Here is a 23,549-nt window from a genome sequence, read left to right as displayed (position 1 = left end):
TCGTTCCGACGAGTTCGCGAAACGGGTCAGGCGCCGAGGAACACCGGGTTGGTGAACGCCGCCAACGGCCCCGGCAGCCCCGGGATCGCCACGGCGTGCCGGACCTCCGCCCGTACATACGCCGCGTACGCCGCCGTCGTGTGCCACTCCACCGTGCCCGCCCCCGTCGCCGGGAGCGCCGCCGTGTGCAGCACACCCTGGTCGGTGACGAAGCGGACCGAGCAGTTCGGGGCTCCGATGACCTCCAGGCGCAGGGTCACCGGGTCGTCGGCGTCGACGTGCAGCCGTTCGCCGATGCCCGCATGGCGGCGGCGGCCGCCCGCCGCCGAGAAGGCCAGCGACACCGCCTTCGACTCGGCGACGTACGACCGTCCCGCCCGGATGCCCTCCAGGATCGCTTCGCGCGTCAGGTCGTCCGCGAGGACCACGGTCTGCGGGGTGCCGACGGGGTCGGGGTCGCGGTGCGCGTCGCTGTTGCCCATCGCCGGTGTCCAGCGCCGTCCGCCGCGTACGGACGCGACCAGCGTGTTGTCCCAGGACTGCAGCGAGACCTCGTCGTCGGGCGTGTACGCGCCGTTCCACACCTCCACCGCGTCCGCCTCGCCGAAGCCGAACTTCCAGTTGCAGCCGATGCAGGTGGCGTGCGGATGGGCCGGCACGACCAGGCCGCCGGAGCGCCTGATCTCGCGCGCGTAGTGGCCGAAGCGGTTGTCGCGGGCCCGGTAGCGCCAGTCGATGAAGGTGCCGGGGTCGGTGCCGAGCGCGACCACGTGGCCGTTGCGCGTGGTGACCTCCTCGCCGGTGAGGATCAGCAGGTCGTCGCCCGCCTGGTCGGCCCAGTGGGCGTGCGCGGAGTGCGTGTTGTGCTCGGAGGTGTTGATGAAGTCGAGCCCGGCGGCACGGGCGAGCGCCGCGATCTCGGCGGGGGTGCGCTTGCCGTCCGAGTACCAGGAGTGCAGATGGCAGTCGCCGCGGTACCAGGCGCGGCCGCGGCCCTTGGCCCGCTCCGGCGGATAGACCGGCCGGGGAGTCCTGCCGGGCGCGCCGTACCGGAGCGTGATGGTGACCTCGTACGCCAGTCCCTGCGGCGAGACGGTGTACGGGCCCAGCGCGATGTTCCAGGTGCCTGCGCGTACCGGGCCCGGGATGTAGCCCGGCGTCGCGTCGTCAGCGCGGATGAAGAACTCCGTGCGCGCCCCGCCCGACCAGCCGCGGAAGCCCTTCCCACCCAGCTCCGTGCCGCGCTCGTCGAAGATGCCGATGTCGAGGGCGTTGCCCTGGGTGCCGGGCGGCACGACGGGCCGCTCGTAGGTGTACGCCACGTGGATCTCGCGTACGCCCCGCGGGATCTCGACCGGCAGATAGACGAAGTCGGGGGCGCCCGCCGGAAGCGTGCCGCGCACGACCTGCGTGTGGTCGCCGTCGTTCGGGGCGGCGGCGCTCGGTGTGGCATTCCTGAAGCTCACGGTGCCCAACGTAAGCGCCGCGGCGGCGCCCGTCACGAGCAGTCCGCGTCTGTCCATCGCGTGTTCGTCGTTGCACATGCCGTCGGCTCCCCAGGGGTGGTGAGAGGGACAGGAGTGTCTTACTCGAACCCTGGTATTGAGCCGTGAACGGCCGTGCAAGGGAAGGGGGGTGCCGGGTTGCTCCTGGCTTTCGAGTGGGGTTTCAGGCCACCGCTACGGCTCAGCCGTCACTCCGGTTGCGCCGCATCAGCAGCAGCACGATGATCACGAGCACCGCGATGCCGAGGATCAGACCGATGACCAGGCCGGCGGAGAGGCCGCTCTTCTTCTTTTTCTTCTTCTTGTTCTTCTTGCGGTCCTTGCCGACGGTGCTCACGGTCGTCGACGCCTTGGCGACGGATGACCCGGCCTCGGGCGCGGCGGCGGTCTTCTGCACGGCGACGGCCGCGGTGGGTGCGTAGGCCGCCGACGCGGCGGGCGCGCCCGTAAGAAGTGCCCCGGACAGCACAAGTGCGGTGGTGGCGATGCGCAGACGCATCATGATGTGGTTCCTCCCCGTGGTTGCCGAGCTTTTGTTGCCGAGCTCTCGGCATGTGGCACCGTACGGCATACGTTTGGGCCGCCACCAGAGACGATGACGGAGGGTTCCGTATGCGGATCTCGACCACGATCTTTCTCACGGACGAGACGATCACGCCCGTGCGGCTCGCGCGCGAGCTGGAGGAGCGCGGATTCGGTGGGCTCTATCTGCCGGAACACACCCATATCCCGGTGGAGCGCACGACCCCGTACCCGGCCGGCGGCGAGCTGCCTCCGGAATACGGCCGCACCCTCGACCCGTTCGTCGCCCTCGGCCAGGCCGCGGCGGTCACGTCGCGGCTCGGTCTCGGCACGGGCATCACGCTCGTCGCCCAGCACGACCCGATCGACCTGGCCAAGCAGATCGCGACCCTCGACCACCTGTCGGGCGGGCGGTTCACCCTCGGCCTCGGCTACGGCTGGAACAAGGAGGAGGCCGCGGACCACGGTGTGGAGTGGACTACGCGGCGCGAACTCGGCCGGGACCGGATGGCGCTGATGCGGGCGCTGTGGGCGGCGGAACCGACGGCGTACAAGGGCGATTTCGGGGCCGTACGGGCGTCGCACGCCTACCCGAAGCCCGCCGGCGGCGCCCCGCGCACGCTCATTGGAGGCGCGGCGGGCCCGAAGCTCTTCTCGCACATCGCGGAGTACGCGGACGGCTGGCTCCCGATCGGCGGGCGCGGGCTTGCGGAGTCGGTTCCGGTCCTTCGCGAGGTGTGGGAGAAGTCGGGCCGCGACCCGCGCTCCTTGCAGGTGGTGCCGTACGCGGTCCAGCCGAGTGCGGGGAAGCTGGTGTACTACGCGGAGCTGGGCGTGGAGGAAGTGGTGCTGCAGCTGCCGCCGGCGGGTGAGCCGGAGGTGCTGAGGGTGCTGGACGAGTACGCGCAGTACTTGTAGCGGCGTGCTCGGAGCGGCCTCGGCCGGCCGGCGGCGGGAGTTCCGTGATCACGGTCGAACAGGTTCAGGAAGCGACAAAAAGCGGTCGAGCCGAAAGCGCTGCCCCCGGCTGGGCCGCTTTCCCCTTGAGGCGGTCCTGCCTCCCCGGGCCGCGCACTGTGCGGAGCCGGGGATCGGGACTGTCGGGCCTGTGACGACCGGCTCAGGCGGGGATGCGGCGGGGATGCGGCGGGGACACGACGGGGCGCTTTCGCCCCGGCCCGGCGCCGCCGGCGGGTGGTCCTTCCGGCCGTTCACCTGAATGGCGGGCGGGAGTCGCGGAGCCGCACCGTCCACATGATGCTGACCTGGCAACCGGCAATGTTCGGCCCGGGAGGTGGCGGCGGAGGCGGACCGGGACGGGCCCCGCTCCGGGCGTCGGGTCAGCCGACGGGCCGCCGTACTTCGCCGCGCACCTTAAGAGCCTGCTGCGCGGTCGCGTTGAGGTCGACGGTGTCGGGGTCCTGCTTGGCGGAGGCCGGGGTGAGGAAAGCGACATAGGCCGCCGTGTTGTCGTCGCCCCAGGCGCACACCGGGACGGTGGAAGTCCCGTCCTTGTCCGTGGAAAGCATGACCGTGCAGGTCATGTCGACGTCCGAGCCGGGCGGTGTAATGGTCTTCGGCGGGTTGGGTTCGTCCATCCCGTCGGCCTTTCTCATGCCGTCGAGCAGACTGTCGCGTGCCTGGGCCGGATCGTTGAACTGTCCGTACATGCCGGCCAGTACGAGGCCGCGAGGAGCGTCGGTGGCGGTACCGGTGTACGAGCCGATGACCGCCTTGACATTGCGGGCGTCCGGACCGGCCCCGTAACCCTTCTTCTGCGCCTCGGCGTCGGCGTCCGCCGACCCGTCCCTGACCAGCTTGTACTCGTTGGCCAGGAGGGTCTTTGGGACCGTGAGCCGGTACTTGGCCTCGGGAAACGTCTTGGCGGGGCGCTCAGAGTCGCTGCCCAGGTTGCCGATGTAGGAAAGGGCGAGAACCAGGGCCATCGCCCCAACGGTGATACCGACGATCAGCCACGCGTGATTCTTGCGCCGCGGCGGCCCCGCCGGGGGGTGTCCCCACCCGCCCTGCCCCGGCTGCCCTGGGTATCCCTGTGGCCCCGGGTAGCCCTGTTGCGGGTACCCCTGCTGCGGGTGCGGGTAGGGCTGCTGAGCATAGGGGTTGGGCTGCGGAGGTCCGTACGGACCGGGGGACTGGTGGGGAGGTGGCATGGCCATGGCTACACGATATGTGACCTACGGGAGCGGTCGTCCGAAGGCCTGGAGGGGGTCGTGTCGCAGCTCCCGTCGGCGGGGGAGTCGGAGGTGCTGCTAGTGCTGGACGAGTACGCGCAGTCCGTGTAGCCCCCGGGCGCCTGAACCGTCGGCGCCCCGGCCCGCGGCTGCCCGAAGACGGGAACGAGGGCTGCTGCGGACAGGGCGGCGAGCAGGGTGATCCGTGCTGTCTTCATGGCACCCGAGCCTGTCGGGGGCCGGGGTCGTCACGGGAGAGACACGCGCGGGGTTAGTCCAGGGGGAGGACGCGGGCGTACGAGACGAAGGCGGCCCAGGTGACGGGGGTGAGGGCGAGCTGGGGGCCTTCGGCGGCCTTGGAGTCCCGGACGTGGACGGCGGCGGGGGTGGGGGCGACCTCCAGGCATGCGCCGCCCTCGCCACTGCTGTAGCTGGACTTGGACCAGTTGGGTTCCGTGGTGTTCATCGCTCTCCCAGCATCTTCTCGATCAGGGACAGGGACTCCCTTGGGGTAAGAGCCTGCGCCCGGATGATCCCATAGCGATCGGCGAAGACGCCGACCTCGTACGGGTCAGTGATCAGTCGAGGGTGCCCGTAGATCTCCGTATACGCCACCTGCGGTCGGCCTTTGGGCGTCAGCAGAATGAACGCGCCGTCCAGGCTGGGGTGTTCCTCTCGATCCAGCGGCATCACCTGAAGTTCCACCGTACGGAGCCTTCCGACCCGGAGCAGTTGTTGCAACTGGCCTTGATGAACAGCCGGTCCACCGGTCGGCCGCTGTAGGAGGGCTTCCTCCAGGACGAAGCTCGAGGTCGGGGCCGACCAGCGTTCGAAGATCTGGTGGCGAGCCAACCGGTCGGCGACCCGCTTCTCGATGGTCTCTTCGTTCAGCAACGGACGCCGGTGCGTGAAGACCGCCCGTGCGTAATCCTCGGTCTGGAGCAGGCCCGGCACGGCCTGGATGCTGTAGTCGTGCAGCGCGACGGCTTCCGCTTCGGCCCGTGCATAGTCGCGGAACCAGTCCGGGTGCCGCGTGCGCGCCTTCGCTTGTGCCTCTCGTACGTCCTCTACCGCCGCCTTCAGTACGCCACCGGCGGCCAGCAACTCATCGGCCCGCACCAGGAACTCGGGCTGCGGCGTCCGTACGCCCCGCTCCATCGCGGAGATCAGGTCCTCCCCGCAGTGGGCTGCAACCCCCAACTCCCGCTGGCTCATCGAGGAGTTTTCGCGCAGGACCTTGATCTGCTTGCCGAGCGCGCTGAAGAGATGTGCCGTCCCGTCCACTTCGGCGGGCCGCTCCGGCCGTTCTTCCCGTGCCGCGTTCACCGTCATGCCGTACCGCCTTCTCGGTCACGGCCGACGTCTCGTACAGCCCGCCGTCCGTACCCGTACAGTTACCCAGCGTCGCGATCTCACTCCTGGTCAGGGTACGGCGAACCGACCACGCTCAGTGACATGAAAGTCGAAACCACCTCCGCCACCCCCGAGTTCAACCAGCGCTTCAGCGCCACCCGCCGGGGCGCCCGCCTTGCCCGCCACCTCGCGGTCCACCAACTCGACGGCTGGGGCATCCCGTACGGGAGCGACCTCTCCGACTCGGCCGCAGTGATCGTCGCGGAGCTCACGGCGAACGCGGTCACCCACGCCCGCGTCCCGGGCCGCGACTTCGAGCTACGCCTCGCGCTCGCCCCGAAGACCCTCCGCATCGAGGTCTCGGACGCCCGCGCCGACCGCGCACCAGCCCCGAGGCCGCCGACAACCGACTTGGAGACGGGCCGCGGCCTCCTGCTGGTCGACGCAGTCGCCACGACCTGGGGCGTGGCCGACCGTGTCGTCGGCAAGACGGTCTGGGCGGAGCTGGCGCTGCGGTGAGCCGACTTACTGTGCCCGGGCGGCAGCCCACATGCTGACACTCGAACTCAGTCGAGCCAACTCAGGGGATCCTCCTCAGGCATCCCCTGAGCCGTGAGACTCGTGAACGAGATGGGAACGCCTAGCGAAGCCAACTGACCCAGGGCTCTGGGTGAAACGAACAATCGTGACCCGGTCTCGACTGTGCCCGCGATGGCTACTTGAACCGCATGGCTCGTCTTACGAAGTATGGCCACTCGGTCTAGGCGGGGGGCGATTTGGGAGGCTAGTGAATGAACTTGCTCCTCCAGACCTCCAGCGAAGCTTTCATCGTATGTGTAGGCCCACCAGTTCGGACCTGAGTTGATAACCGCTCCATTTGATGTCGGTTCAGGCAACTCGAGAGTCTCGCTGACGAATTCTGGGTCAAGTCCCTCCTTTGTGATTGCCAACGATGTATTTACTGATGACCAGTAATTTGCCGGAATCATCGTGTCCCTTATCGAGCTAGAGATCAACGCTCATTCAGATTTGGAGTAAGTGTGAGGGGCAGGCCCAGGCGGGAAATTCTCATTATTTCAGAAGCTGAGAATGACAACTGCGAGTCATTGTCGGCGTACCCGCCAATTGCGAGCGTGACATCGAACCCTTCAGCTCTCATGATCGCGAGGATCCGATCGCAGCCCTCTGCGGCTCCGAGAATTGAGTCGAGTTGTTCGGAAAAGATCCTCGTGGTGCGCTCGTCGCACTGGAGACGCCATTGCCCATCCGTGTCTCCGCGGGGGTCCCAACGGTCAGGTCCCGGAAGTCGTACGGCCGATGGTTTCAGACCCAGGCGAGCCGTGATCGTGTCGGGGTCGAGGTCGCTCTTCTTGATAATCAGGGCCACATCCGTGAGAACCCATGACTCTCCCGCCCGGAAATTCTTACTCATGTATCTACCTGTCTCATCGGCAACCGTTGTTTACTATTGATTTTACTTGAACTCGCGGCATGCCGCCCAATGTACGTTTCCCATGTCGGATTTCAATAGGTCACTTAGCATTGTTCGTTGCGCCACTGTTTTTGAATTCTCGTATACGGTAAATCCGCCGGGTCCCTTCGGTTCGGGTGGAGCGAGCGTATAGTTCGGTATTCGATCACCTGGGCCGAAAGTCTCAACAGCTGCCCCGGGGTAAGATCCCCCTTCGACGGCAACGCCATTGAGTCCGGGAATCCTCTCTCCGTGCGCCACGTAGAAAGAGAGGTTTGTTCCGGGCGGTACGACAACTTCTCCCGCGCCTGTTTCGATATATCCATGACCGGCCAGTACGGTTTCTCCGTCCGGGCGACCACCTTTGAGAACTCGACTCGCATAGTATCTACCGTCATCATCCGGCCACTTGCGAGATACTATCTCTGGATTGCTCTCAGCGACGGCTCTCTTCACTTCCTCGAACGGTGGAAGGTCGGCTCCAGAGCCCCTACTTGCCAAATTGTCGAATGGTCCGTGCTTCACGCCCGCTTCGGCGCCTTGCTCAAGTCCTTGTTTGACGCCGTTCCGCATGCCGGCGCGGATGCCGCCGCGCGCGAGCCCCGTGCCTTTGGTGCCGGCGAGTTCGGGGACCAACCGGCCGAGGAACTCGGAAGGGTCGCCCTTCGCCGCATCCCAGGCGTTCTTCAGCGCCCGGTCCGGGTTGGCGGCGGTCGAGGCCAGTCCGGCGAGCGTCATGTTGACGCCCTTGCAGTACTCGGCCGGGTGCGTCAGGTTGTACGGGTCCATCGGGTCCACCGACCGGACGAAGTTGAGGAGCCCGGCCGTGCCCTTGACGACGCCGCCACCGAAATGCGCCAACTCGAAGCTCTGGCCCAGGCTGTAGTCCATGACCTCGAGATTGAGTCTTTCGCGGCCGGTGGGTTCCTTCGGAGCGTGCGCCATCGCTGCCGTGACAGCCGTCTTCGCCGTCTCGGCCGCCTCGTTGCGGTGGCGGCGGGCTTCCTTGAGGACCTCCTGCGCCCGTTCCCGCTTGGCCTGGCCCGGGTCGGACAATTCACCGGGGTCGGGCAGCGGGTGGTCGCCGTTGCGGGCGGCGTTGTAGGCGTCGACCTTCTTGTTGTGCTCGTCGGTTGCCGTCTTGGAAGACTCGTCGCCTTCCCTGTACAGGGCGATCGCTTCCCTGGCCTTGTCCTGCGCGCTGGTGATCGACTTGGAGTACGTCTCCAGTGCCTTGGCCGCGTCCTCGAACGCGTCCGCCGCGTACAGCCAGTCGGTGGGCAGAGTCTGGAACTCGTCCCGGAAGGTGTCGGCCGCCTCGCCCTTCCAGTGACTGGAGTCGAGCTTCTTCATCCCGCCGCCGACCAGGTCGAACGCCTTCTGGAAGTCCCGCAGGTTCTTCACCGACTCGGCGATCTTCCCGGGATTGCCGTGGATCAGCTCGTTCGCCTGCTCGCTCTCGCCGAGCTGCTGCTCACCGACTTCCGCGCCCAGGGACGAGGCGGTGCGATCACCCCAGTCCTCGACCACGTCCGCCATCTTGTGCTGGCCCATGTGGTCAAGACCGTCGCCGACCTTGTCCGTCGCCCAGTCGACACCTTCGCCGACCTTCTCCTTGGCCTTGTCGATCCCGTCGCCTACGGCGTCGATGCCCTTGTCGGCCAGCTTCCCCCAGTCCGGCATCAGCGGTGCTCCCCCCACCGCGGCTCTTCAGCCTGCGCGATCGTTTCCTTCGACGGATCGAACGTCTCGCGCATCTTCTCGTCCATGGCATCACGGACCTTCGGATCGATCAGACCCGAGCGCTCCATCGAGTCCATCTCCGCGTCCATCACGTCGTACCCGGTGTTCTTCCAGGTCTGGTTGACCTTTTTCTGGGCCTCGGAGATGGACTCGGGGCTCCAGTCCGCACCGTCGAACGCCGACTGGGTTCTGATCTTGTCCCAGCTCATGCCCTTGACCTCGTCCTCGCTCAAGTGCGGGTTCCCGTTCACCGAGTTCACGCCGACCTTGATCGAGTCCTTGATGTACCGCTCCTGCTCGGCGAACGAGCCGGCCGACAGACCCACCCCATGCGCAAAGGCATTCCCGCGCAGGGTCAGCGTCCGTACACCCCACTCCCAGCGATCACAGAAGGTCTGGAACTCCGCGGTCAGCCCGCTGTGCCCCAACTCCAGTCCCGACAACGCAACATCTGAGAACCCCCGACCGGTCGACGCCTCACCGATCATCCCGAGGTCCTTCAATTCGGCATGCGCCAAGTTGATGCCGTTCGCGATCTCGGCGAGCGCCGCTGCCGGCGCCGCGAGATCGGGATCGCTTCCGCTCATTCCATCCCCCCGAGGTCTACCGCCGCGGCCTCGGGCACGATGCCCTGGACCGGCGGGAACAACATGCCTTCGTCACTGCCCGCGTCGAGCGCCACCCCTGCCGGACCCGGCACCATCGGCACCATCACATCCAGCAGCCGCGCGCCCAGGATCGTCTGGTACGTCCACTCCCGCTCGGCGTCCCCCTGCGCACCTGCAAACCGTGCCAGCGCTTCTTCGTCCGAGAACGCGCAGATCCAGCGAACCCCGCCCTGGTCCGCGGTCCACAGGCTCCCGTACGGGTCGATCGGCACCAGCACCGCAGTACGCCGGAATTCCCCCAGCAACACCGCAAACTCCCGGCGGGCCGACTTGAGTTGCTCCTCCGGGGCCACTGCCGACGCAGCCGTCGCGGGAGCAGAAACCGTCGATGAAGCGGCCAAATCGGTGAGTCTCAAAGGCTGGTCGGGCCCGCTGTGCCGTCCCCGTTACTGGTCATGCCCGGCATGTTGCCACGAACGTTTTTTCGTAAGCAACGGAGTACAAGGGTGCGTTGATCCCGGTAGGCCCACCAGGCGATGCGGAGGGAGCTCGAGCATGAACCCGCACGCACTGAGGGCGGTGGGCATGAGGCCCGCAAGCCCGATTCGGGCTCGTAGTCGCCATCGTCGACCGTCGGCCAGGTCCGGTGGGTGGGAAGCCTCGTGCATGCCGCAAGTAGGTCATGGTCGGCGTCCCGGATGGATCCGCGCGGCTACTCATCCTGCTACTCAGAGGCCGTAGAGCTCCGGGCTTCGAGCTCCGAGCGCCGAGCCCTCTTTGTGAGGAATGGTTGGTGGATTGAACCCACCCACCCTCCCCAACTGCTGCGATGCCCACAAGAGTTGACTTTCGGTGTTCAACTTGCCACGCGCTGTCATATGCCTCTAGCGTTCGCAGCAATAAACAACCCCGACCGGTGTTAGCAGCACCAGCCGGGGTCTGACCTCCAAGATCGCAAAGGCCGATCTCGTGGCTTCTCTCAACTTTAGCTGTGCCCTGCCCACGCCCGCACACCCCATGGCTAGTCCGGGCTACGGCAAGCGTCCCGCGCCCGATCAATGCCCGCGCCGCAGAGGCGACTTCGCACATCTGCCCAAGCGGGAAGCGGCCGTCGCCGCGTTCATCGACCGCCTCCCCGAGGGCGCGGCGATGGATCACAAGACCCTTGCCAAACACATCGCCGACTACGGTCAGGCGGCGATCCGCAGCGCGCTCAAGGCGCTCACGAACGCGGGCCATCTGCGCCGGATCAAGGAGCAGGTGGTCCGCGACGACGGGGTGCGCTGGGTGACGCGTACGTACTGGTCGCGCACTGCCCGCAGTAGCGCCTGGTGGCAGGAGTTCTGCCGGAGCGTACGGGGCGTGATGCTCGACGCCCCGGAGGACGCCCCGGACGATGCGCCGGCCACCACGGAGTCGGCCACCACGGAGTCGGCCGCTACCGATCCGGCCGCCGCCGAGTCCGCACCGCAGCGCACCACCGCCTACCGAACCCTCGCCGCCCTCGGCCGTACCGACCCCCGGATGACCCTCTCCGCCGCCGACTGCGAGCGGCTGGAACCCCTTGCCACGACCTGGCTGGAGTACGGCGCGAGCGTGAAGCACCTGATCCGTGCGCTCACTGACGGACTGCCCGACGCGATCCACAACCCGGCGGGGATCGCGAAACGACGACTGGAGGACAAGATGCCGCCCAAGCCCGCCCGCGAGCCCGAGACCGTGCTGCGCAGCGTCATGGTCTGCATGTTCTGCGACACGACCGAGGAGGACGAGCCGCTCATCAACGGCATGTGCGAGGCCTGCCGGAGCGAGGACGAGGACGACATCCCGGCCACTTTCCGCCCCGGCCCGCGCCCGGCGGACGTGGCCGCGCACGCCGACGCCGCACGCATCGCTGCCGGGCTGCCCCCGAGGAGTCGTGCATGAGCGTGCAGGATGCGCCGGTCAGGGCACCATGGAGGGGAGGAGGCGACGCCATGACCCCCAGGACTGCCAAGCCCCAGATGTCTGTCACGGAGTTCGAGGAGCTTGCCGGCCGTGCGCCCGAGTTCGTGAGGCTGGAGTTCATCAAGGGGAAGGTCCGGGTCAAGCCCGTGCCGGACGGCAATCACGGTGAGATCGTCATGTGGCTCATCAGGCAGTGCATGCAGCAGCGCCCGGAGCTGTCGCTGTACCCGGAGCAGGGCCTGAAGGTCGAGTCCTATCGCAAGGGGCGGGCCCGCCCGGACGGATGCCTCGCTCCTGAGGAGAACTTCGTTGGGCAGGGCGAATGGGCCGAGCCGGGTGGTGTCCTGATGACGGTCGAGGTCACCTCGCGCGACCCGGACACCGACATGCGCGACCGCGTCGAGAAGCCCGGCGGCTACGCGGAGGCCGGTATCCCCATCTACCTCCTCATCGACCGCGACGCGTGCTCGGTCACCGTCCACGCCGAGCCCGAGGCTGGCTCGTACCTAAGCATCACCACGCGCCCCTTCGGCGCCGTCGTCGAACTCCCCGACCCGGTCGGGATCACTCTGGAGACGCGGAAGCTGAAGGACTACGCCGACTGAATGGCGTCTGATGCTGTGATGCGGGTTGAGCGCGCGGATGAGAGCCGGACGGATCTCAGTCCCGTACCCCGCCCGGACGGAGCTCCGGAGGATGGACGCCGGTCGGCCAATCGCCGTACGCCTTCTTGGGGTCGTACACGCAGGTTCTTGGGGTCGTACGCGCAGGGCATCCCGCTGCCCCGGCGTGCCCCTCCGCCCGAGGTCAGCTACTTCCCCTTCCCCCGCGCTCGTATGCTCGAGCCATGACGGATCACCAGCCCGTACGCCCCACCGAGAACGCCATGCGCCGCGCCCTCAAGCGAGCCAGGACCGGCGTCGCTCTCGACACCGCCGAGGCCGCCGTGTTGCTGCAGGCGCGTGGGGACGACCTCGACGACCTGTGTGCGTCCGCCGCGCGGGTGCGGGATGCCGGGCTCGAGGCCGCGGGCCGCGCCGGAGTCATCACGTACTCGAAGAGCGTCTTCATTCCGCTCACCCGGCTGTGCCGCGACAAGTGCCACTACTGCACCTTCGTCACCGTCCCCGGCAAGCTGCGGCGCGCGGGCCACGGGATGTTCATGTCGCCGGACGAGGTCCTGGACATCGCCCGGCGCGGTGCCGAACTGGGCTGCAAGGAAGCGCTGATCACGCTCGGGGACAAGCCCGAGGACCGTTGGCCCGAGGCCCGCGAGTGGCTCGACGCGCACGGGTACGACGACACCATCGCGTACGTACGGGCCATGGCGATCCGCATCCTGGAGGAGACCGGGCTGCTGCCGCATCTCAACCCGGGCGTCATGACCTGGACGGACTTCCAGCGCCTGAAGCCCGTCGCGCCGAGCATGGGCATGATGCTGGAGACCACGGCGACCCGGCTGTGGAGCGAGCCGGGCGGGCCGCACCACGGGTCGCCGGACAAGGAGCCCGCCGTCCGGCTGCGGGTGCTGGAGGATGCCGGGCGCAGTTCCGTGCCCTTCACCAGCGGGCTGCTGATCGGGATCGGCGAGACGTACGAGGAGCGTGCCGATTCGCTGTTCGCGCTGCGGCGCGTCGCCCGTGCGTACCACGGCATCCAGGAACTGATCATGCAGAACTTCCGCGCCAAGCCGGACACGGCCATGCGCGGCATGCCGGACGCGGAGCTGGACGAACTGGTCGCCACCGTCGCCGTCGCCCGGCACATCATGGGGCCCTCCGCCTGCCTCCAGGCGCCGCCCAACCTCGTGGCGGGCGAGTACGCGCGGCTCATCGGCGCGGGCATCGACGACTGGGGCGGGGTTTCGCCGCTGACGCCCGACCATGTGAACCCCGAGCGGCCCTGGCCGCAGATCGACGAGCTGGCCGAGCGTTCGGCGGCGGCGGGTTTCCGGCTCGAGGAACGCCTCTGTGTGTACCCGGAGTTCGTCCAGCGCGGCGAGCCCTGGCTGGACCCGCGACTGCTGCCGCATGTCCGCGCGCTCGCCGATCCGGAGACCGGGCTGGCCCGTGAGGACGTCACGCCGGCCGGGCTGCCCTGGCAGGAGCCCGACGAAGGGTTCACCGCGGCCGGCCGTACCGATCTGCACCGCACCATCGACACCACCGGCCGGACCTCCGACCGGCGCGACGACTTCGACGAGGTCTACGGCGACTGGGAGGCGCTGCGCGAGGCGGCCGTCCCCGGCATGGTGCCCTCCCGGATCGAGACCGACGTACGGCAAGCCCTCAAGCAAGCCGCGGACGACCCGACGAAGCTCACCGACGACGAGGCGCTCGCGCTGCTGCACGCGGACGGACCGGCGCTCGACGCGCTCACCCGTATCGCGGACGAGTTGCGCCGTGACGTGGTCGGCGACGACGTCACCTACATCGTCACCCGCAACATCAACTTCACCAACGTCTGCTACACCGGCTGCCGCTTCTGTGCCTTCGCCCAGCGTCGCACGGACGCCGACGCCTACACCCTCTCCCTCGACCAGGTCGCCGACCGTGCTGAACAGGCGTGGGAGGTCGGCGCGGTCGAGGTGTGCATGCAGGGCGGCATCCACCCCGATCTGCCGGGCACGGCGTACTTCGACATCGCGCGCGCCGTGAAGGAGCGCGTCCCCGGGATGCATGTGCACGCCTTCTCGCCGATGGAGGTCGTCAACGGTGCGACGCGCACGGGTCTTTCCATCCGCGAATGGCTCTCCGCCGCCAAGGAGGCGGGCCTCGACTCGATTCCCGGGACCGCCGCCGAGATCCTCGACGACGAGGTCCGCTGGATCCTGACCAAGGGCAAGCTGCCCGCCGCCACCTGGATCGAAGTGGTCTCCGCAGCGCATGAGCTGGGCATCCGGTCCTCGTCCACGATGATGTACGGACATGTGGACCAGCCCCGGCACTGGCTCGGGCATCTCCGCACCCTCGCCCGGATCCAGCAGGAGACCGGCGGGTTCACGGAGTTCGTGACACTGCCCTTCATCCACACCAATGCGCCCGTCTATCTGGCGGGCATCGCCCGGCCGGGCCCGACCATCCGTGACAACCGCGCCGTCACCGCCATGGCCCGCCTCCTCCTCCACCCCCACATCACCAACATCCAGACCAGCTGGGTGAAGCTGGGGCAGGAGGGCGCGGCCGAGATGCTCCGCTCCGGTGCGAACGACCTCGGCGGCACACTGATGGAGGAGACCATCTCCCGGATGGCGGGGTCGAGTTATGGCTCGTACCGCTCCGTCAAGGACCTGGTCGCCATCGCGGAGGAGGCGGGCCGCCCGGCGAAGCCGCGTACGACGCTCTACGGCGAGGTGCCCGAAGAGCGCATGCGCGCCGCCACCGCATCCGACGGGCATCTGCCCGAGCTGCTTCCGGTACTGGGCGACTAGGGCCATCAGCCGGTGCGCCTCCGCCGCCTCGGCAGGCGTCGCCTCGGCCTCGGCGCCGGTCTCACGAAAGGCCGAAGTACGTCTTGATCCCGCCGAGCATGAGCTGGATCCCGATCGTGGCGACGAAGAGACCGAGCGCTCCCGGCCCCCCAAGCGCTCCCGGCGGCCCGGGGACTTCGCTCCGCAATGAGTGCGATGGACTGACAGACTGGTCCCGGACCTTGGAGGGGGACCGACCGGAGGGGGATCATGAGTTCGGCACGCCCGTCGATGCACGAGCTGATCAAGATCCGCAGGCGCGCGGGATTCGTGGGACGCCGCGGTGAGATCGCGCTGTTCCGGGAGAACTTCGACGTCTCGCCGCTGGACGTCCGGCACCGGTTCATCTTCCACATCCACGGCAACGCGGGCGTCGGCAAGTCCTCCCTCGTGCGCGAACTGGTGGAGACGGCGCGCGAGCGCCGCGCGCTCACCGCGACCATGGACGAGTCCGTGAACAGCGTGCCGGAGGCGCTGGCTGCCATCAGTACCCAATTCGCCCAGCAGGGCCATGAGCTGAAGGCGCTGGACCGGCTCCTCGCGACCTACCGCCAGCGGCGCTACGAGGCGGAGGCCCTGTCCACCGGGGTGCCTGACGGTCAGCCGCAGCCGCCCTCCGCGGGCAGCATGGCGTCGGCCCGGGCGGGCCTGGTCGCGCTGGGCACGGTGCCGGGCGTCGGCGCGTTCGCCGGAGCCGTCGATCCCGCCCAACTGGCCCGGGGCGCAGATCACTTACGAGCCGCCCTCAGCGCGCGCTTCGGCAAGCAGGAGGACGTACAGCTGGTCCTCGAACCGCTCAAGGCACTCACCCCCGTCCTGGTCACCGAGCTGAAACGGGTGGCGGCCGACGTCCCGTGGATCACGCTCTTCTTCGACACGTACGAACGCACCGGGCCGTTCCTCGACACCTGGCTGCGCGATCTGATGACCACCGACCGGTACGGCTCGCTGCCCGCCCAGGTCGTCTTCACGACAGCCGGGCAGCGGCCGCTCGACCCCAACTGCTGGGCCGACTGCGTCGACTTCGTGACGGAACTCCCGCTCGCACCCTTCACCGAGTCCGAGGCCCGACAGCTCCTCACCGCCAAGGGCGTACAGGACGAGAAGGTCGTACGAGAGGTGCTGATGCTCTCCGGACGGCTGCCGGTCCTGGTCTCGACGCTCGCTGCCGGCCTCGCCGAGCACGCCGGAAGCCCCGGCCGCGTGGACGACCCCAGCGCCACCGCCGTGGAACGTTTCCTGAAGTGGGAGAGCGATCCGGTCCGCAGGTCCGCGGCGCTGGAGGGCGCACTGCCGCGCCGCCTGAACGAGGACGTCTTCCGGGCGGCCGTCGACGTCGAATCCGAAGAGGCGGCGGCGGGACTCTTCGGCTGGCTGCGCGAGATGCCGTTCGTGAGCGACCGCGGCGGCCGGGCCCAGTACCACGACGTCGTACGGGAGCCGATGCTGCGGCTTCAGCGCAACAGCTCACCTCAGCGCTGGCGCACCGGCCACACCCGGCTGGCGCGGGCGTTCGCCGGATGGCGGGCGGCCGCGGGGGAGGGGCTGGAGCCGGACGAGCGCTGGCGGCAGGACGCCTGGCGCGAGCTGAAGCTGGAGGAGACCTACCACCTGCTGTGTGCGCAGCCGCGGACGGCGCTGCCGGTGGTGCTGCGGGACGGGATCGACGCCTGCGACGCGGGGACGGTGGTGGCCCGCCGCTGGGCGCAGACTGTCGAGGACGCGGGCGGCGACGGCGACAGCGACGTACTGCGCACCTGGGGCAGGGACTGCCTGGCCGCGCTCGAGGACGAACAGCACCTGAGTACGGCGGTGCTGGGGCTGCTGCTGGACCGGGGCGAACCGGACGACGAGGGGCGGGTGGCGGCCCTGGTCATCCGGGCACGGGACCACCGCAACACCGGCAGCTACGACGAGGCGCTCCGCGACTACCGGCAGGCGATCACCCTGGACGGGCAGTGCCGGCGGGCGTACTACGGGCGGGGCGAGACCTACCGCCTCATGGGGCGGTCCGAGGACGCCGTCGCCGAGTTCGACCGGGCGCTCGCGCTCGACCCCGACGACACCTGGTCGCTCTCCAGCCGCGCCCTGGCCAGGCACGCGACGGGGCGCAACGAGGAGGCGCTGGCGGATCTGGACCGGGCCCTCGGCATCAAGCCCGGTCATGTGTGGTCGCTGGTGCGGCGGGCGCAGGTGCGGCGGGCGCTCGCGGACTCCGAAGGAGCGCTCGCGGACATCGACCGGGCCGGGGTACTCGATCCGGACAATCCGTGGATCGTCGGCGAGCGCGGCGAGATCCTGCGGCACGACGGGCGGTTCGAGGAGGCGGTCGCGGAGTTCGACCGGGCGTTCGCGCTCGACCCGGCCTACTCCTGGGCGCTGGGCAGCCGCGCCATGGCCAAACAGGCGCTGGGCAGGACCGAGGAGGCGCTGGCGGACCTGGGTCGTGCGGTGGAGCTGACTCCGGAGTATGTGTGGGCGCTGATCAGGCTGGCTGAGATCCACCGGGAACGCGGCGACAGCGCAGGGGAGTTCGCGGCCCTGGACCGGGCGGTCGCGAGCGCGCGGTTCAAGGAGTGGGCGCTGGCACAGCGGGGCTACGCGCACCAGCTGGCGGCGCGGTACGAGGAGGCGGTCGCGGACTACGACCAGGCCCTCGCAATCGCCCCGGACTACGCCTACGCCCAAGTCGGTCGGGGCCGGGCCCACGAGCGGCTGCACCGCTACGAGAAGGCCCTGGCGGACCTGGACCGCGCGCTGGAGCTGGATCCCGACGAGACCTTCGCGCTGTCGGTACGCGCCGGGGTGCGGCGGGCGCTCGGAGATCTCGACGGTGAACTCGCCGACCTCGACAGGGCGGTCTTTCTCGCGCCGGACCACGCGGTCCATCTCACACTGCGCGGGGAGGCACACCGGCGCGCGGCGCGGTACGAGGAGGCGATCGCCGACTACGACCGCGCGGCCGTGCTGACTCCCGACGACGGCTGGGTCATCGGAAGCCGTGGCCAGGCACTGCGCGGGCTCGGCCGGTTCGACCAGGCGCTGGCGGACCTGGCGCGGGCGGCGGAACTCCAGCCGGACAAGGCATGGATCGCCGCCGAGCGCGGCGCGACCCTCCAGGACCTGGAGCGGTACGAGGAGGCGCGGACGGAGCTGGACCGGGCGATCGCGCTCGACCCCGCGTACAGCTGGGCATACCCGCGCCGGGCGGCGGTGGAGTTGGTCACCGGAAGGCCGCAGCAGGCCCTCGCCGATCTCGAGCGGTACCGGGAGCTGGGCGGGGACACCGCCGGGCTCGAGCCGCCGCTGCGCGGCCTCATCGGGACGCAGGATGCGGTGACACCCACCGACTGATGCGGTGACATCCACCGGTCGATGCGGTGACGCCCACCGACCAAGGGGTCAAAACAGACCAGAAGCCCTTCTGTCCACATACCGGCTCGATCCCGATCGGGCGTCCGAAGCGATCGTTCCCGGTCGATTACAGTGCTGCGCCAGGCATACGTTCGAGGTTCGGGAGTCCGGGGAGGACGCGCGGTGAGCGCAGCAGCCACAGCCGTCTGGGGCCGTGCCGAGCAGCAGGATTTCCGTGCGCGGGTGCGCGGGGCCCTGCTCGGCGGCGCCATCGGCGACGCGCTCGGCGCGGCAGTCTCCGCGCTCACCATCGAGGAGATGCGCGAGGCCCACGGCCCGGAGGCCGTCAGCGACTTCGTGCCCGCCCACGGCCGCCGCGGTGCCGTCACCTCCGCCACCCAGCTGACTCTCTTCACCGTGGACGGGCTGATACGCGCCCAGGTGCGTCGCGACACCGGCGCCTGGCACCCGCCCACCGATGTGCACCGCGCGTATCTGAGATGGGCGGCCACCCAGCGCGACTGGGGCCCCGACGAGCGCCGCAAGGACAATGGCTGGCTCGCCCGCGAGGAGTGGCTCTACACCCGCCGCGAACCCGCGACGGCCTGTCTCACCGGGCTCGGCGACGAGAACATGGGCACCCTCGAGGTACCCAAGAACCCCTCCGCGCGCGACGCCGGCGCACTGGTGCGCTCCGCGCCGTTCGGGCTGCTCGTCGGCTGGGAGCCGCAGCTGGTGTGCCAGCTGGCCGTGGAGTGCGCGGCCCAGACCCACGGCCATCCGACCGCGTATCTCTCCGCCGGCGCGCTCGCCGTCATCGTGCACGGTCTGGCCCGCGGCGAGACCCTCGACGGCTCCGTGCAGCGCGCCCTGGCCCAGCTGGCCTCACGTCCCGGCCACCAGCCCGTCACGGACGGCCTCAAGCACGCGCTCGGCGCCGTACGCCAGGGCATACCGAGTCCGGCCAGGATCGCCTCCATCGGCGAGGGGCACAATGCCGAGGACGCCCTGGCCATCGCCGTCTACTGCGCGCTTGTCGGCGAGGACATCCGGCACGGCCTGCGCCTGGCCGTGAACCACGACGGTCCTTCGGAGACCACCGGCGCGCTGACCGGCTCACTGCTCGGCGCGCTGCACGGCGAGACCGCGCTGCCGCCCGCCTGGCTCTCCGAGCTGGAGGGCCGCTCCACCATCCTGGAGCTCGCCGACGACTTCGCGATGGAGATGACGCAGGGCCCGGCCCTGCACGGCCCCACCGTGACCGCACCCGGCTGGCTGGCCCGCTACCCGCGAACCTGATCCTCGCTAGGCGGGTGGCCCCGGCTCACCCCCTCATGGGAGCCGGGCCCACCGGCGTACCTGGTGTAGGTCAGCCGTCCGCGCCCTCGCGGCCCAGCACCTTCGCGTCGGCGGGCTCGGCCGGCGCCGGCACGGTCGCGTCGGCGAGCGCCGCGTCCGGACCGTCGTCGTCCGTGTTGATCCGGGCGATGACCGCGTCCCGCTCGGGGGTGTCCTCCGGCTTGAGGAAGCCGATCGCGATGTAGAGCACCAGCGAGATCGCGAGCGGTACGGAGACCTGGTACTGCAGGGCCACATCGGTCCTGGCCGTGCCGTCGATCTCGTAGTTGAGGAAGAAGAAGGCGATCAGGCCGGCCGCCCAGCTGGTGAGCGCCGCGGTCGGTCCGGACTTACGGAACGGACGCAGCAGGCCCAGCATGAACGGAATCGCGATCGGGCCCATCAGCCCCGCCACCCACTTGATCACGATGGTGATGATGTCCTTGAACGTGGGCGAGTTGACCTGGGTCGCGATGGCCATCGACAGTGCCAGGAAGGAGATCGTCGACAGCCGCGCCGCGATCAGCCCTGCCCGCTCCGACCAGCTCCTGGCCTTCTTGGAGAGCACCGGTGCGATGTCCCGGGTGAAGACCGCGGCGATGGCGTTGGCGTCGGAGGAGCACATCGCCATGGTGTGGGAGAAGAAGCCGACGATGACCAGGCCCAGCAGACCGTGCGGCAGCAGCTGCTCGGTCATCAGCGCGTACGAGTCGGAGGCGTCCGGCTTCTTCGCCTCGATGAGCAGCGGCGCGCACCACATCGGGAAGAAGAGCACCAGCGGCCAGACGAACCACAGGATGGCGGAGAGCCGCGCCGAGCGGGTGGCCTCGCGGGCGTTGGCGGTCGCCATGTAGCGCTGCGCCTGGTTCCACATGCCGCCGTTGTACTCGAAGGTCTTGATGAAGAGGAACGCCAGCAGGAACGTGACCGTGTACGGTCCGGCGGTCGCGTCGGCGTGCCCCTGCAGCTCGGGCTTGTCCCAGACGGTCCACAGTGTGCTGAAGCCGTCGAGCTTGCCCAGGACCGCGATGAGCATCGCGAGACCGGCCAGCAGCTGGATGATGAACTGCCCCAGCTCGGTCAGCGCGTCGGCCCACAGTCCGCCGATCGTGCAGTAGATGCCGGTGATGATGCCGGTGATCAGGATGCCCTGGTTGAGCGAGATACCGGTGAAGACGGAGAGCAGGGTGGCGATGGCGGCCCACTTGGCGCCGACGTCCACGATCTTCAGCAGCAGCCCGGACCAGGCCAGGGCCTGCTGCGTCTTCAGGTTGTACCGGTTCTTCAGATATTCGAGCGGCGAGGCGACATGGAGCTTCGAACGCAGCCGGTTCAGGCGCGGTGCGAAGAGTTTGGCGCCGATGGAGATACCGATGGCGATCGGGAGGGACCAGGTCACGAAGGACGTGACACCGTACTTGTAGGCGATGCCCGCATAGCCGGTGAACATCACCGCGCTGTAGCCGGACATGTGGTGCGAGATGCCCGAGAGCCACCACGGCATCCTGCCGCCGGCGGTGAAGAAGTCGCTGACATTGTCAACGCGCTTGTGCGACCAGAGTCCGATCGCGACCATCACACCGAAGTAGCCGATGAGCACGGTCCAGTCGAGACTGTTCATGTGCCCCCTCCTGGGGTCCGCCTTGTGAACGCCGTTCATGGTCTGTCCATGAGCGCGCCCACGACAACGACCCGATGAGTCAAGGGCAAGTAAAATTGTTCGAGTTAATGACTTCTGTTCATATCCATGACTCGGGCGGATGGGTGCAGAAAGGCCGCACGGCGGTGATCTGTCCGTGCGGCCGGTCGAAGGGCACCGGAGGGAAAGGGGGTTGAGCGCCGACGGCCGCTGCCGCGGCGTCAGCGCATCAGCTCACCCGCGTTGACCAGAAGCGACTGGCCCGTGATCGCCCTGGCCCGGTCCGAGGCGAGGAAGGCCGCGGCCTCCGCCACGTCCCTGTCCGTGGCCAGTTCGGGCAGCGCCATCCGCTCGGTGAGCCGCCCGAGCACCTCGGGCTCCGGCACCCCTTCGGTGTGTGCCGTGAACTGGACGTATGCCTGCACCGGCGGCCCCCACATCCAGCCCGGCAGCACCGTGTTCACGCGGATCCGGTCCGGGCCCAGCTCGCGCGCCATCGAGTACATCGCCGAAGTGAGAGCACCCTTGGACGCCGCGTACGCCGCTTGCCACACCTGTGTGGGCGCCGCCACCGACGACTGCGTACCGATGATGACGACCGAGCCGCCGCGCTCCTTCAGTGCCGGCAGGCAGGCGCGGGTCATCCGCAGTGTGCCCAGCAGGTTCACGTCGATGACTCCGTGCCAGGTCTCGAAGTCCGCGTCCGCCAGGCCGCCGAAGCAGCTGTCCCAGGCGGCGACATGGACGACCGCGTCGATCCGCCCGAAGCGCTCGACGGCGAGGGCCGCGAGCGTGTCGCACTGCGCCTCGTCGGTGATGTCGGTGGCGCGGTACGCGGTGTGCGTGCCGCCGGGATCGATCTCCTCGGCCGACTTCACGAGGTTCGCCCCGGTGCGTGCGCCGAGGACCGCATTGCCTCCGTCCCGTACGACGGTCGCGGCGATCTGATGGCCGAGACCGGCGCCGACCCCGGAGACGATGACGGTCTTCCCCTTGAGCAACATCAAGGCCTCCCGGCTATGGCAGTTCTCCTGACGGGGCGTCAGAGTAGGTCCCTGCGTCGGCGGAAGGAAGGGGAGCGGACATCGTGAGCGAAGACACGCGCGGCGAAATCACGCGCGACGAAGGCACGCGCGACGAAGGCACGCGCAGCGAGGTGTACGCGGAACTGGCGGGCGTCGGCCCGTACGGGGTACGTCCCGGCCACGCCCTGATCACCATGGTCGAACCGCATCCCGGCCATGAGTACGCGTACAACCGCTGGTACGAGGACGACCACTACTACGCGGGCGCGATGGCGATGCCCTGGATGTACGCCGGCCGGCGCTGGGTCGCCACCAGGGAGCTCCAGCGGCTGCGCTACCCGGAGAAATCGGCGGTGGCCCAGCCGGTCACCGCGGGCTGCTACATCTCCACGTACTGGATCACCGACGGCCGCTACGCGGACCATATGAAGTGGACCGTGGGCATCAACAAGCGGCTGAACCGCGACGGGCGGGTCCATCAGGACCGTACGCATGTCTTCACGGCCTTCCAGGACCATGAGGCGACCGTCTACCGGGACGGGGCGGCGGGGCCGCGCGACTATCACGCGCTGGACCACCCGTACGCCGGACTGGTGGTCGAGGTGATCGACGCGGACGGGCCCGAGCGGCGGGTGGAGCTGCTGGAGTGGCTGCGTGCCAGGCATCTGCCGAAGCGGCTGGCGGGCTCTCCCGCGGCGATGGTGACCGTCTTCCGGCCGACGCCGCTGCCGGGCGACCGGATGACCTATGTGAAGCAGGTGGAGGGCGTGGACACCCGGCTGACGCTGCTGTGGTTCCTCGAGGAGGACCCGAGGGAGCGCTGGGAGTCGGCGTTCGCCGGTCTCGACGCGGCGGTCGCCGAATCGGGACTGGGGCGTGTGGAGTTGGTGGCGCCGTTCATACCGACGGTCCCGGGTACCGACCGCTATGTCGATCAACTGCGCTGAGGCAGCCGGGCTGAGGCAATCGCGCGGTGGGGCAATCGCGCCGTGGCGCATGGCCGAGCCCCCTCGGCCGGGACGGCGGACCAGTCGAGAGGGCTCATGTCTGTAGTGCTTTGTGGTGTGTTGTCCTGCTCGGCGTGCGCCTCGGCGCGGCTATCGGCCGAGATTGAACGCGCCCTGGCCCACTTCGTTCACGAACGCGGTCCAGGATTCGGGGACGAAGGTGATCGTCGGGCCGGCGGGCACCTTGGAGTCCCGCACGGCAATCGCCTGCACAACGGGGGACTTGACCTCTACGCATGCGCCGTTTCCCGTGGAGTACGAGGACTTCGTCCAGGTCTCCGTGGCGCCCTGAGTGATTCCCATGTTTGCTCCGCTTCAGCAAGTGGTGTGATTCGCGCCAACGTTCTTGCTGGCGTGATCGACGCTACTCGCCACG

General features: G+C 68.8%; 21 protein-coding genes. 8 read left to right on the top strand and 13 right to left on the bottom strand.

Annotation, left to right across the window (positions count from 1 at the left end):
- Positions 1 to 26 precede the first annotated feature (26 nt).
- Together OG966_RS17745 and OG966_RS17740 are read right to left on the bottom strand one after the other, a co-directional pair.
- Positions 27 to 1,544 carry a CehA/McbA family metallohydrolase gene (locus OG966_RS17745; RefSeq protein ID WP_326650651.1) on the bottom strand — a complete coding sequence of 506 codons (1,518 nt, stop codon included), beginning with the start codon at positions 1,542 to 1,544 and terminating at the stop codon, positions 27 to 29.
- A gap of 142 nt (positions 1,545 to 1,686) precedes the next feature.
- Positions 1,687 to 2,007: a hypothetical protein gene (locus OG966_RS17740; protein WP_326650650.1), complete on the bottom strand. Its 321-nt coding sequence runs from the start codon at positions 2,005 to 2,007 to the stop codon at positions 1,687 to 1,689.
- Between the two features lie 110 nt (positions 2,008 to 2,117).
- Here OG966_RS17740 and OG966_RS17735 point away from each other — a divergent pair, with 110 nt between their 5' ends.
- Complete coding sequence (locus tag OG966_RS17735) at positions 2,118 to 2,945, top strand: LLM class F420-dependent oxidoreductase (protein ID WP_326650649.1); 828 nt, start codon at positions 2,118 to 2,120, stop codon at positions 2,943 to 2,945.
- Between the two features lie 422 nt (positions 2,946 to 3,367).
- Here OG966_RS17735 and OG966_RS17730 read toward each other — a convergent pair whose 3' ends face one another.
- The 4 genes from OG966_RS17730 to OG966_RS17715 form a co-directional block, all read right to left on the bottom strand.
- The gene (locus OG966_RS17730; protein ID WP_326650648.1) at positions 3,368 to 3,973 is read right to left on the bottom strand and encodes a hypothetical protein; all 606 of its coding nucleotides are present in this window, start codon (positions 3,971 to 3,973) and stop codon (positions 3,368 to 3,370) included.
- A gap of 233 nt (positions 3,974 to 4,206) precedes the next feature.
- On the bottom strand, positions 4,207 to 4,437 hold the full coding sequence (locus OG966_RS17725) for a hypothetical protein (RefSeq protein WP_326650647.1): 231 nt from the start codon (positions 4,435 to 4,437) through the stop codon (positions 4,207 to 4,209).
- Between the two features lie 53 nt (positions 4,438 to 4,490).
- Entirely contained in the window at positions 4,491 to 4,685 is a 195-nt protein-coding gene (locus tag OG966_RS17720; RefSeq protein ID WP_326650645.1) for a DUF397 domain-containing protein, read from the bottom strand.
- Positions 4,682 to 5,551, bottom strand: a complete 870-nt coding sequence (locus OG966_RS17715; RefSeq protein WP_326650643.1) for a helix-turn-helix domain-containing protein — start codon at positions 5,549 to 5,551, stop codon at positions 4,682 to 4,684. Before OG966_RS17715 ends, OG966_RS17720 begins: the two co-directional genes overlap by 4 nt.
- A gap of 123 nt (positions 5,552 to 5,674) precedes the next feature.
- Between OG966_RS17715 and OG966_RS17710 the strand changes: the two genes are divergently transcribed.
- Positions 5,675 to 6,091, top strand: coding sequence for an ATP-binding protein (locus OG966_RS17710; protein ID WP_326650642.1), 417 nt, complete (start codon positions 5,675 to 5,677; stop codon positions 6,089 to 6,091).
- Between the two features lie 493 nt (positions 6,092 to 6,584).
- Here the strand turns inward: OG966_RS17710 and OG966_RS40835 are convergent, their stop codons facing one another.
- The 4 genes from OG966_RS40835 to OG966_RS17690 are packed head-to-tail and all read right to left on the bottom strand — an operon-like array spanning position 6,585 to position 9,795.
- Positions 6,585 to 7,004, bottom strand: coding sequence for a DUF4279 domain-containing protein (locus OG966_RS40835; RefSeq protein ID WP_406731626.1), 420 nt, complete (start codon positions 7,002 to 7,004; stop codon positions 6,585 to 6,587).
- Positions 7,005 to 7,046: 42 nt separating this feature from the next.
- A complete protein-coding gene (locus OG966_RS17700; RefSeq protein WP_442806721.1) occupies positions 7,047 to 8,726 on the bottom strand; it encodes a WXG100 family type VII secretion target in 1,680 nt (559 codons plus the stop codon).
- Positions 8,726 to 9,373, bottom strand: coding sequence for a hypothetical protein (locus OG966_RS17695; RefSeq protein ID WP_326647227.1), 648 nt, complete (start codon positions 9,371 to 9,373; stop codon positions 8,726 to 8,728). Before OG966_RS17695 ends, OG966_RS17700 begins: the two co-directional genes overlap by 1 nt.
- Complete coding sequence (locus OG966_RS17690) at positions 9,370 to 9,795, bottom strand: SseB family protein (RefSeq protein WP_406731628.1); 426 nt, start codon at positions 9,793 to 9,795, stop codon at positions 9,370 to 9,372. Before OG966_RS17690 ends, OG966_RS17695 begins: the two co-directional genes overlap by 4 nt.
- 616 nt (positions 9,796 to 10,411) lie before the next feature.
- On the opposite strand from OG966_RS17690, the gene OG966_RS17685 reads away from it, so the two are divergent.
- The 5 genes from OG966_RS17685 (at position 10,412) to OG966_RS17665 (ending at position 19,463) form a co-directional block, all read left to right on the top strand.
- Positions 10,412 to 11,320: a hypothetical protein gene (locus tag OG966_RS17685; protein ID WP_326650641.1), complete on the top strand. Its 909-nt coding sequence runs from the start codon at positions 10,412 to 10,414 to the stop codon at positions 11,318 to 11,320.
- A 50-nt stretch (positions 11,321 to 11,370) separates the two neighbouring features.
- Positions 11,371 to 11,946 carry a Uma2 family endonuclease gene (locus OG966_RS17680; RefSeq protein ID WP_326650640.1) on the top strand — a complete coding sequence of 192 codons (576 nt, stop codon included), beginning with the start codon at positions 11,371 to 11,373 and terminating at the stop codon, positions 11,944 to 11,946.
- Positions 11,947 to 12,188: 242 nt separating this feature from the next.
- Positions 12,189 to 14,771 (top strand): bifunctional FO biosynthesis protein CofGH, encoded by a 2,583-nt coding sequence (locus tag OG966_RS17675; RefSeq protein WP_326650639.1) that lies wholly within the window; start codon positions 12,189 to 12,191, stop codon positions 14,769 to 14,771.
- Positions 14,772 to 15,020: 249 nt separating this feature from the next.
- Entirely contained in the window at positions 15,021 to 18,164 is a 3,144-nt protein-coding gene (locus OG966_RS17670) for a tetratricopeptide repeat protein (RefSeq protein ID WP_326650637.1), read from the top strand.
- Between the two features lie 183 nt (positions 18,165 to 18,347).
- On the top strand, positions 18,348 to 19,463 hold the full coding sequence (locus tag OG966_RS17665) for an ADP-ribosylglycohydrolase family protein (RefSeq protein ID WP_326650636.1): 1,116 nt from the start codon (positions 18,348 to 18,350) through the stop codon (positions 19,461 to 19,463).
- Between the two features lie 70 nt (positions 19,464 to 19,533).
- On the opposite strand, the gene OG966_RS17660 is transcribed toward OG966_RS17665, so the two are convergent.
- Positions 19,534 to 21,123, bottom strand: coding sequence for a sodium:solute symporter family protein (locus OG966_RS17660; protein ID WP_326650635.1), 1,590 nt, complete (start codon positions 21,121 to 21,123; stop codon positions 19,534 to 19,536).
- A gap of 239 nt (positions 21,124 to 21,362) precedes the next feature.
- Positions 21,363 to 22,145 (bottom strand): SDR family oxidoreductase, encoded by a 783-nt coding sequence (locus OG966_RS17655; protein ID WP_326650634.1) that lies wholly within the window; start codon positions 22,143 to 22,145, stop codon positions 21,363 to 21,365.
- A 107-nt stretch (positions 22,146 to 22,252) separates the two neighbouring features.
- Here OG966_RS17655 and OG966_RS17650 point away from each other — a divergent pair, with 107 nt between their 5' ends.
- A complete protein-coding gene (locus OG966_RS17650; RefSeq protein WP_326655261.1) occupies positions 22,253 to 23,113 on the top strand; it encodes a hypothetical protein in 861 nt (286 codons plus the stop codon).
- Positions 23,114 to 23,263: 150 nt separating this feature from the next.
- On the opposite strand, the gene OG966_RS17645 is transcribed toward OG966_RS17650, so the two are convergent.
- A complete protein-coding gene (locus OG966_RS17645; RefSeq protein WP_326650633.1) occupies positions 23,264 to 23,476 on the bottom strand; it encodes a DUF397 domain-containing protein in 213 nt (70 codons plus the stop codon).
- Between the last annotated feature and the right edge of the window lie 73 nt (positions 23,477 to 23,549).

It is taken from the genome of Streptomyces sp. NBC_01750 (assembly GCF_035918095.1).
Lineage (GTDB): Bacteria > Actinomycetota > Actinomycetes > Streptomycetales > Streptomycetaceae > Streptomyces.
The sequence above is the reverse complement of the archived record's forward strand: the minus strand, read 5'-3'. Positions and strand labels throughout refer to the sequence as shown.

Bases quoted from the DNA above. Each gene is read 5' to 3' on its own strand.
- OG966_RS17660 (WP_326650635.1), bottom strand. From the start codon at position 21,123: ATGAACAGTCTCGACTGGACCGTGCTCATCGGCTACTTCGGTGTGATG.
- OG966_RS17715 (WP_326650643.1), bottom strand. From the start codon at position 5,551: ATGACGGTGAACGCGGCACGGGAAGAACGGCCGGAGCGGCCCGCCGAA.
- OG966_RS17735 (WP_326650649.1), top strand. From the start codon at position 2,118: ATGCGGATCTCGACCACGATCTTTCTCACGGACGAGACGATCACGCCC.
- OG966_RS17645 (WP_326650633.1), bottom strand. From the start codon at position 23,476: ATGGGAATCACTCAGGGCGCCACGGAGACCTGGACGAAGTCCTCGTAC.
- OG966_RS17710 (WP_326650642.1), top strand. From the start codon at position 5,675: ATGAAAGTCGAAACCACCTCCGCCACCCCCGAGTTCAACCAGCGCTTC.
- OG966_RS17745 (WP_326650651.1), bottom strand. From the start codon at position 1,544: ATGTGCAACGACGAACACGCGATGGACAGACGCGGACTGCTCGTGACG.
- OG966_RS17680 (WP_326650640.1), top strand. From the start codon at position 11,371: ATGACCCCCAGGACTGCCAAGCCCCAGATGTCTGTCACGGAGTTCGAG.
- OG966_RS17740 (WP_326650650.1), bottom strand. From the start codon at position 2,007: ATGATGCGTCTGCGCATCGCCACCACCGCACTTGTGCTGTCCGGGGCA.
- OG966_RS17655 (WP_326650634.1), bottom strand. From the start codon at position 22,145: ATGTTGCTCAAGGGGAAGACCGTCATCGTCTCCGGGGTCGGCGCCGGT.
- OG966_RS17675 (WP_326650639.1), top strand. From the start codon at position 12,189: ATGACGGATCACCAGCCCGTACGCCCCACCGAGAACGCCATGCGCCGC.
- OG966_RS17720 (WP_326650645.1), bottom strand. From the start codon at position 4,685: ATGAACACCACGGAACCCAACTGGTCCAAGTCCAGCTACAGCAGTGGC.
- OG966_RS17670 (WP_326650637.1), top strand. From the start codon at position 15,021: ATGAGTTCGGCACGCCCGTCGATGCACGAGCTGATCAAGATCCGCAGG.
- OG966_RS40835 (WP_406731626.1), bottom strand. From the start codon at position 7,004: ATGAGTAAGAATTTCCGGGCGGGAGAGTCATGGGTTCTCACGGATGTG.
- OG966_RS17695 (WP_326647227.1), bottom strand. From the start codon at position 9,373: ATGAGCGGAAGCGATCCCGATCTCGCGGCGCCGGCAGCGGCGCTCGCC.
- OG966_RS17730 (WP_326650648.1), bottom strand. From the start codon at position 3,973: ATGGCCCTGGTTCTCGCCCTTTCCTACATCGGCAACCTGGGCAGCGAC.
- OG966_RS17725 (WP_326650647.1), bottom strand. From the start codon at position 4,437: ATGAAGACAGCACGGATCACCCTGCTCGCCGCCCTGTCCGCAGCAGCC.
- OG966_RS17685 (WP_326650641.1), top strand. From the start codon at position 10,412: ATGGCTAGTCCGGGCTACGGCAAGCGTCCCGCGCCCGATCAATGCCCG.
- OG966_RS17700 (WP_442806721.1), bottom strand. From the start codon at position 8,726: ATGCCGGACTGGGGGAAGCTGGCCGACAAGGGCATCGACGCCGTAGGC.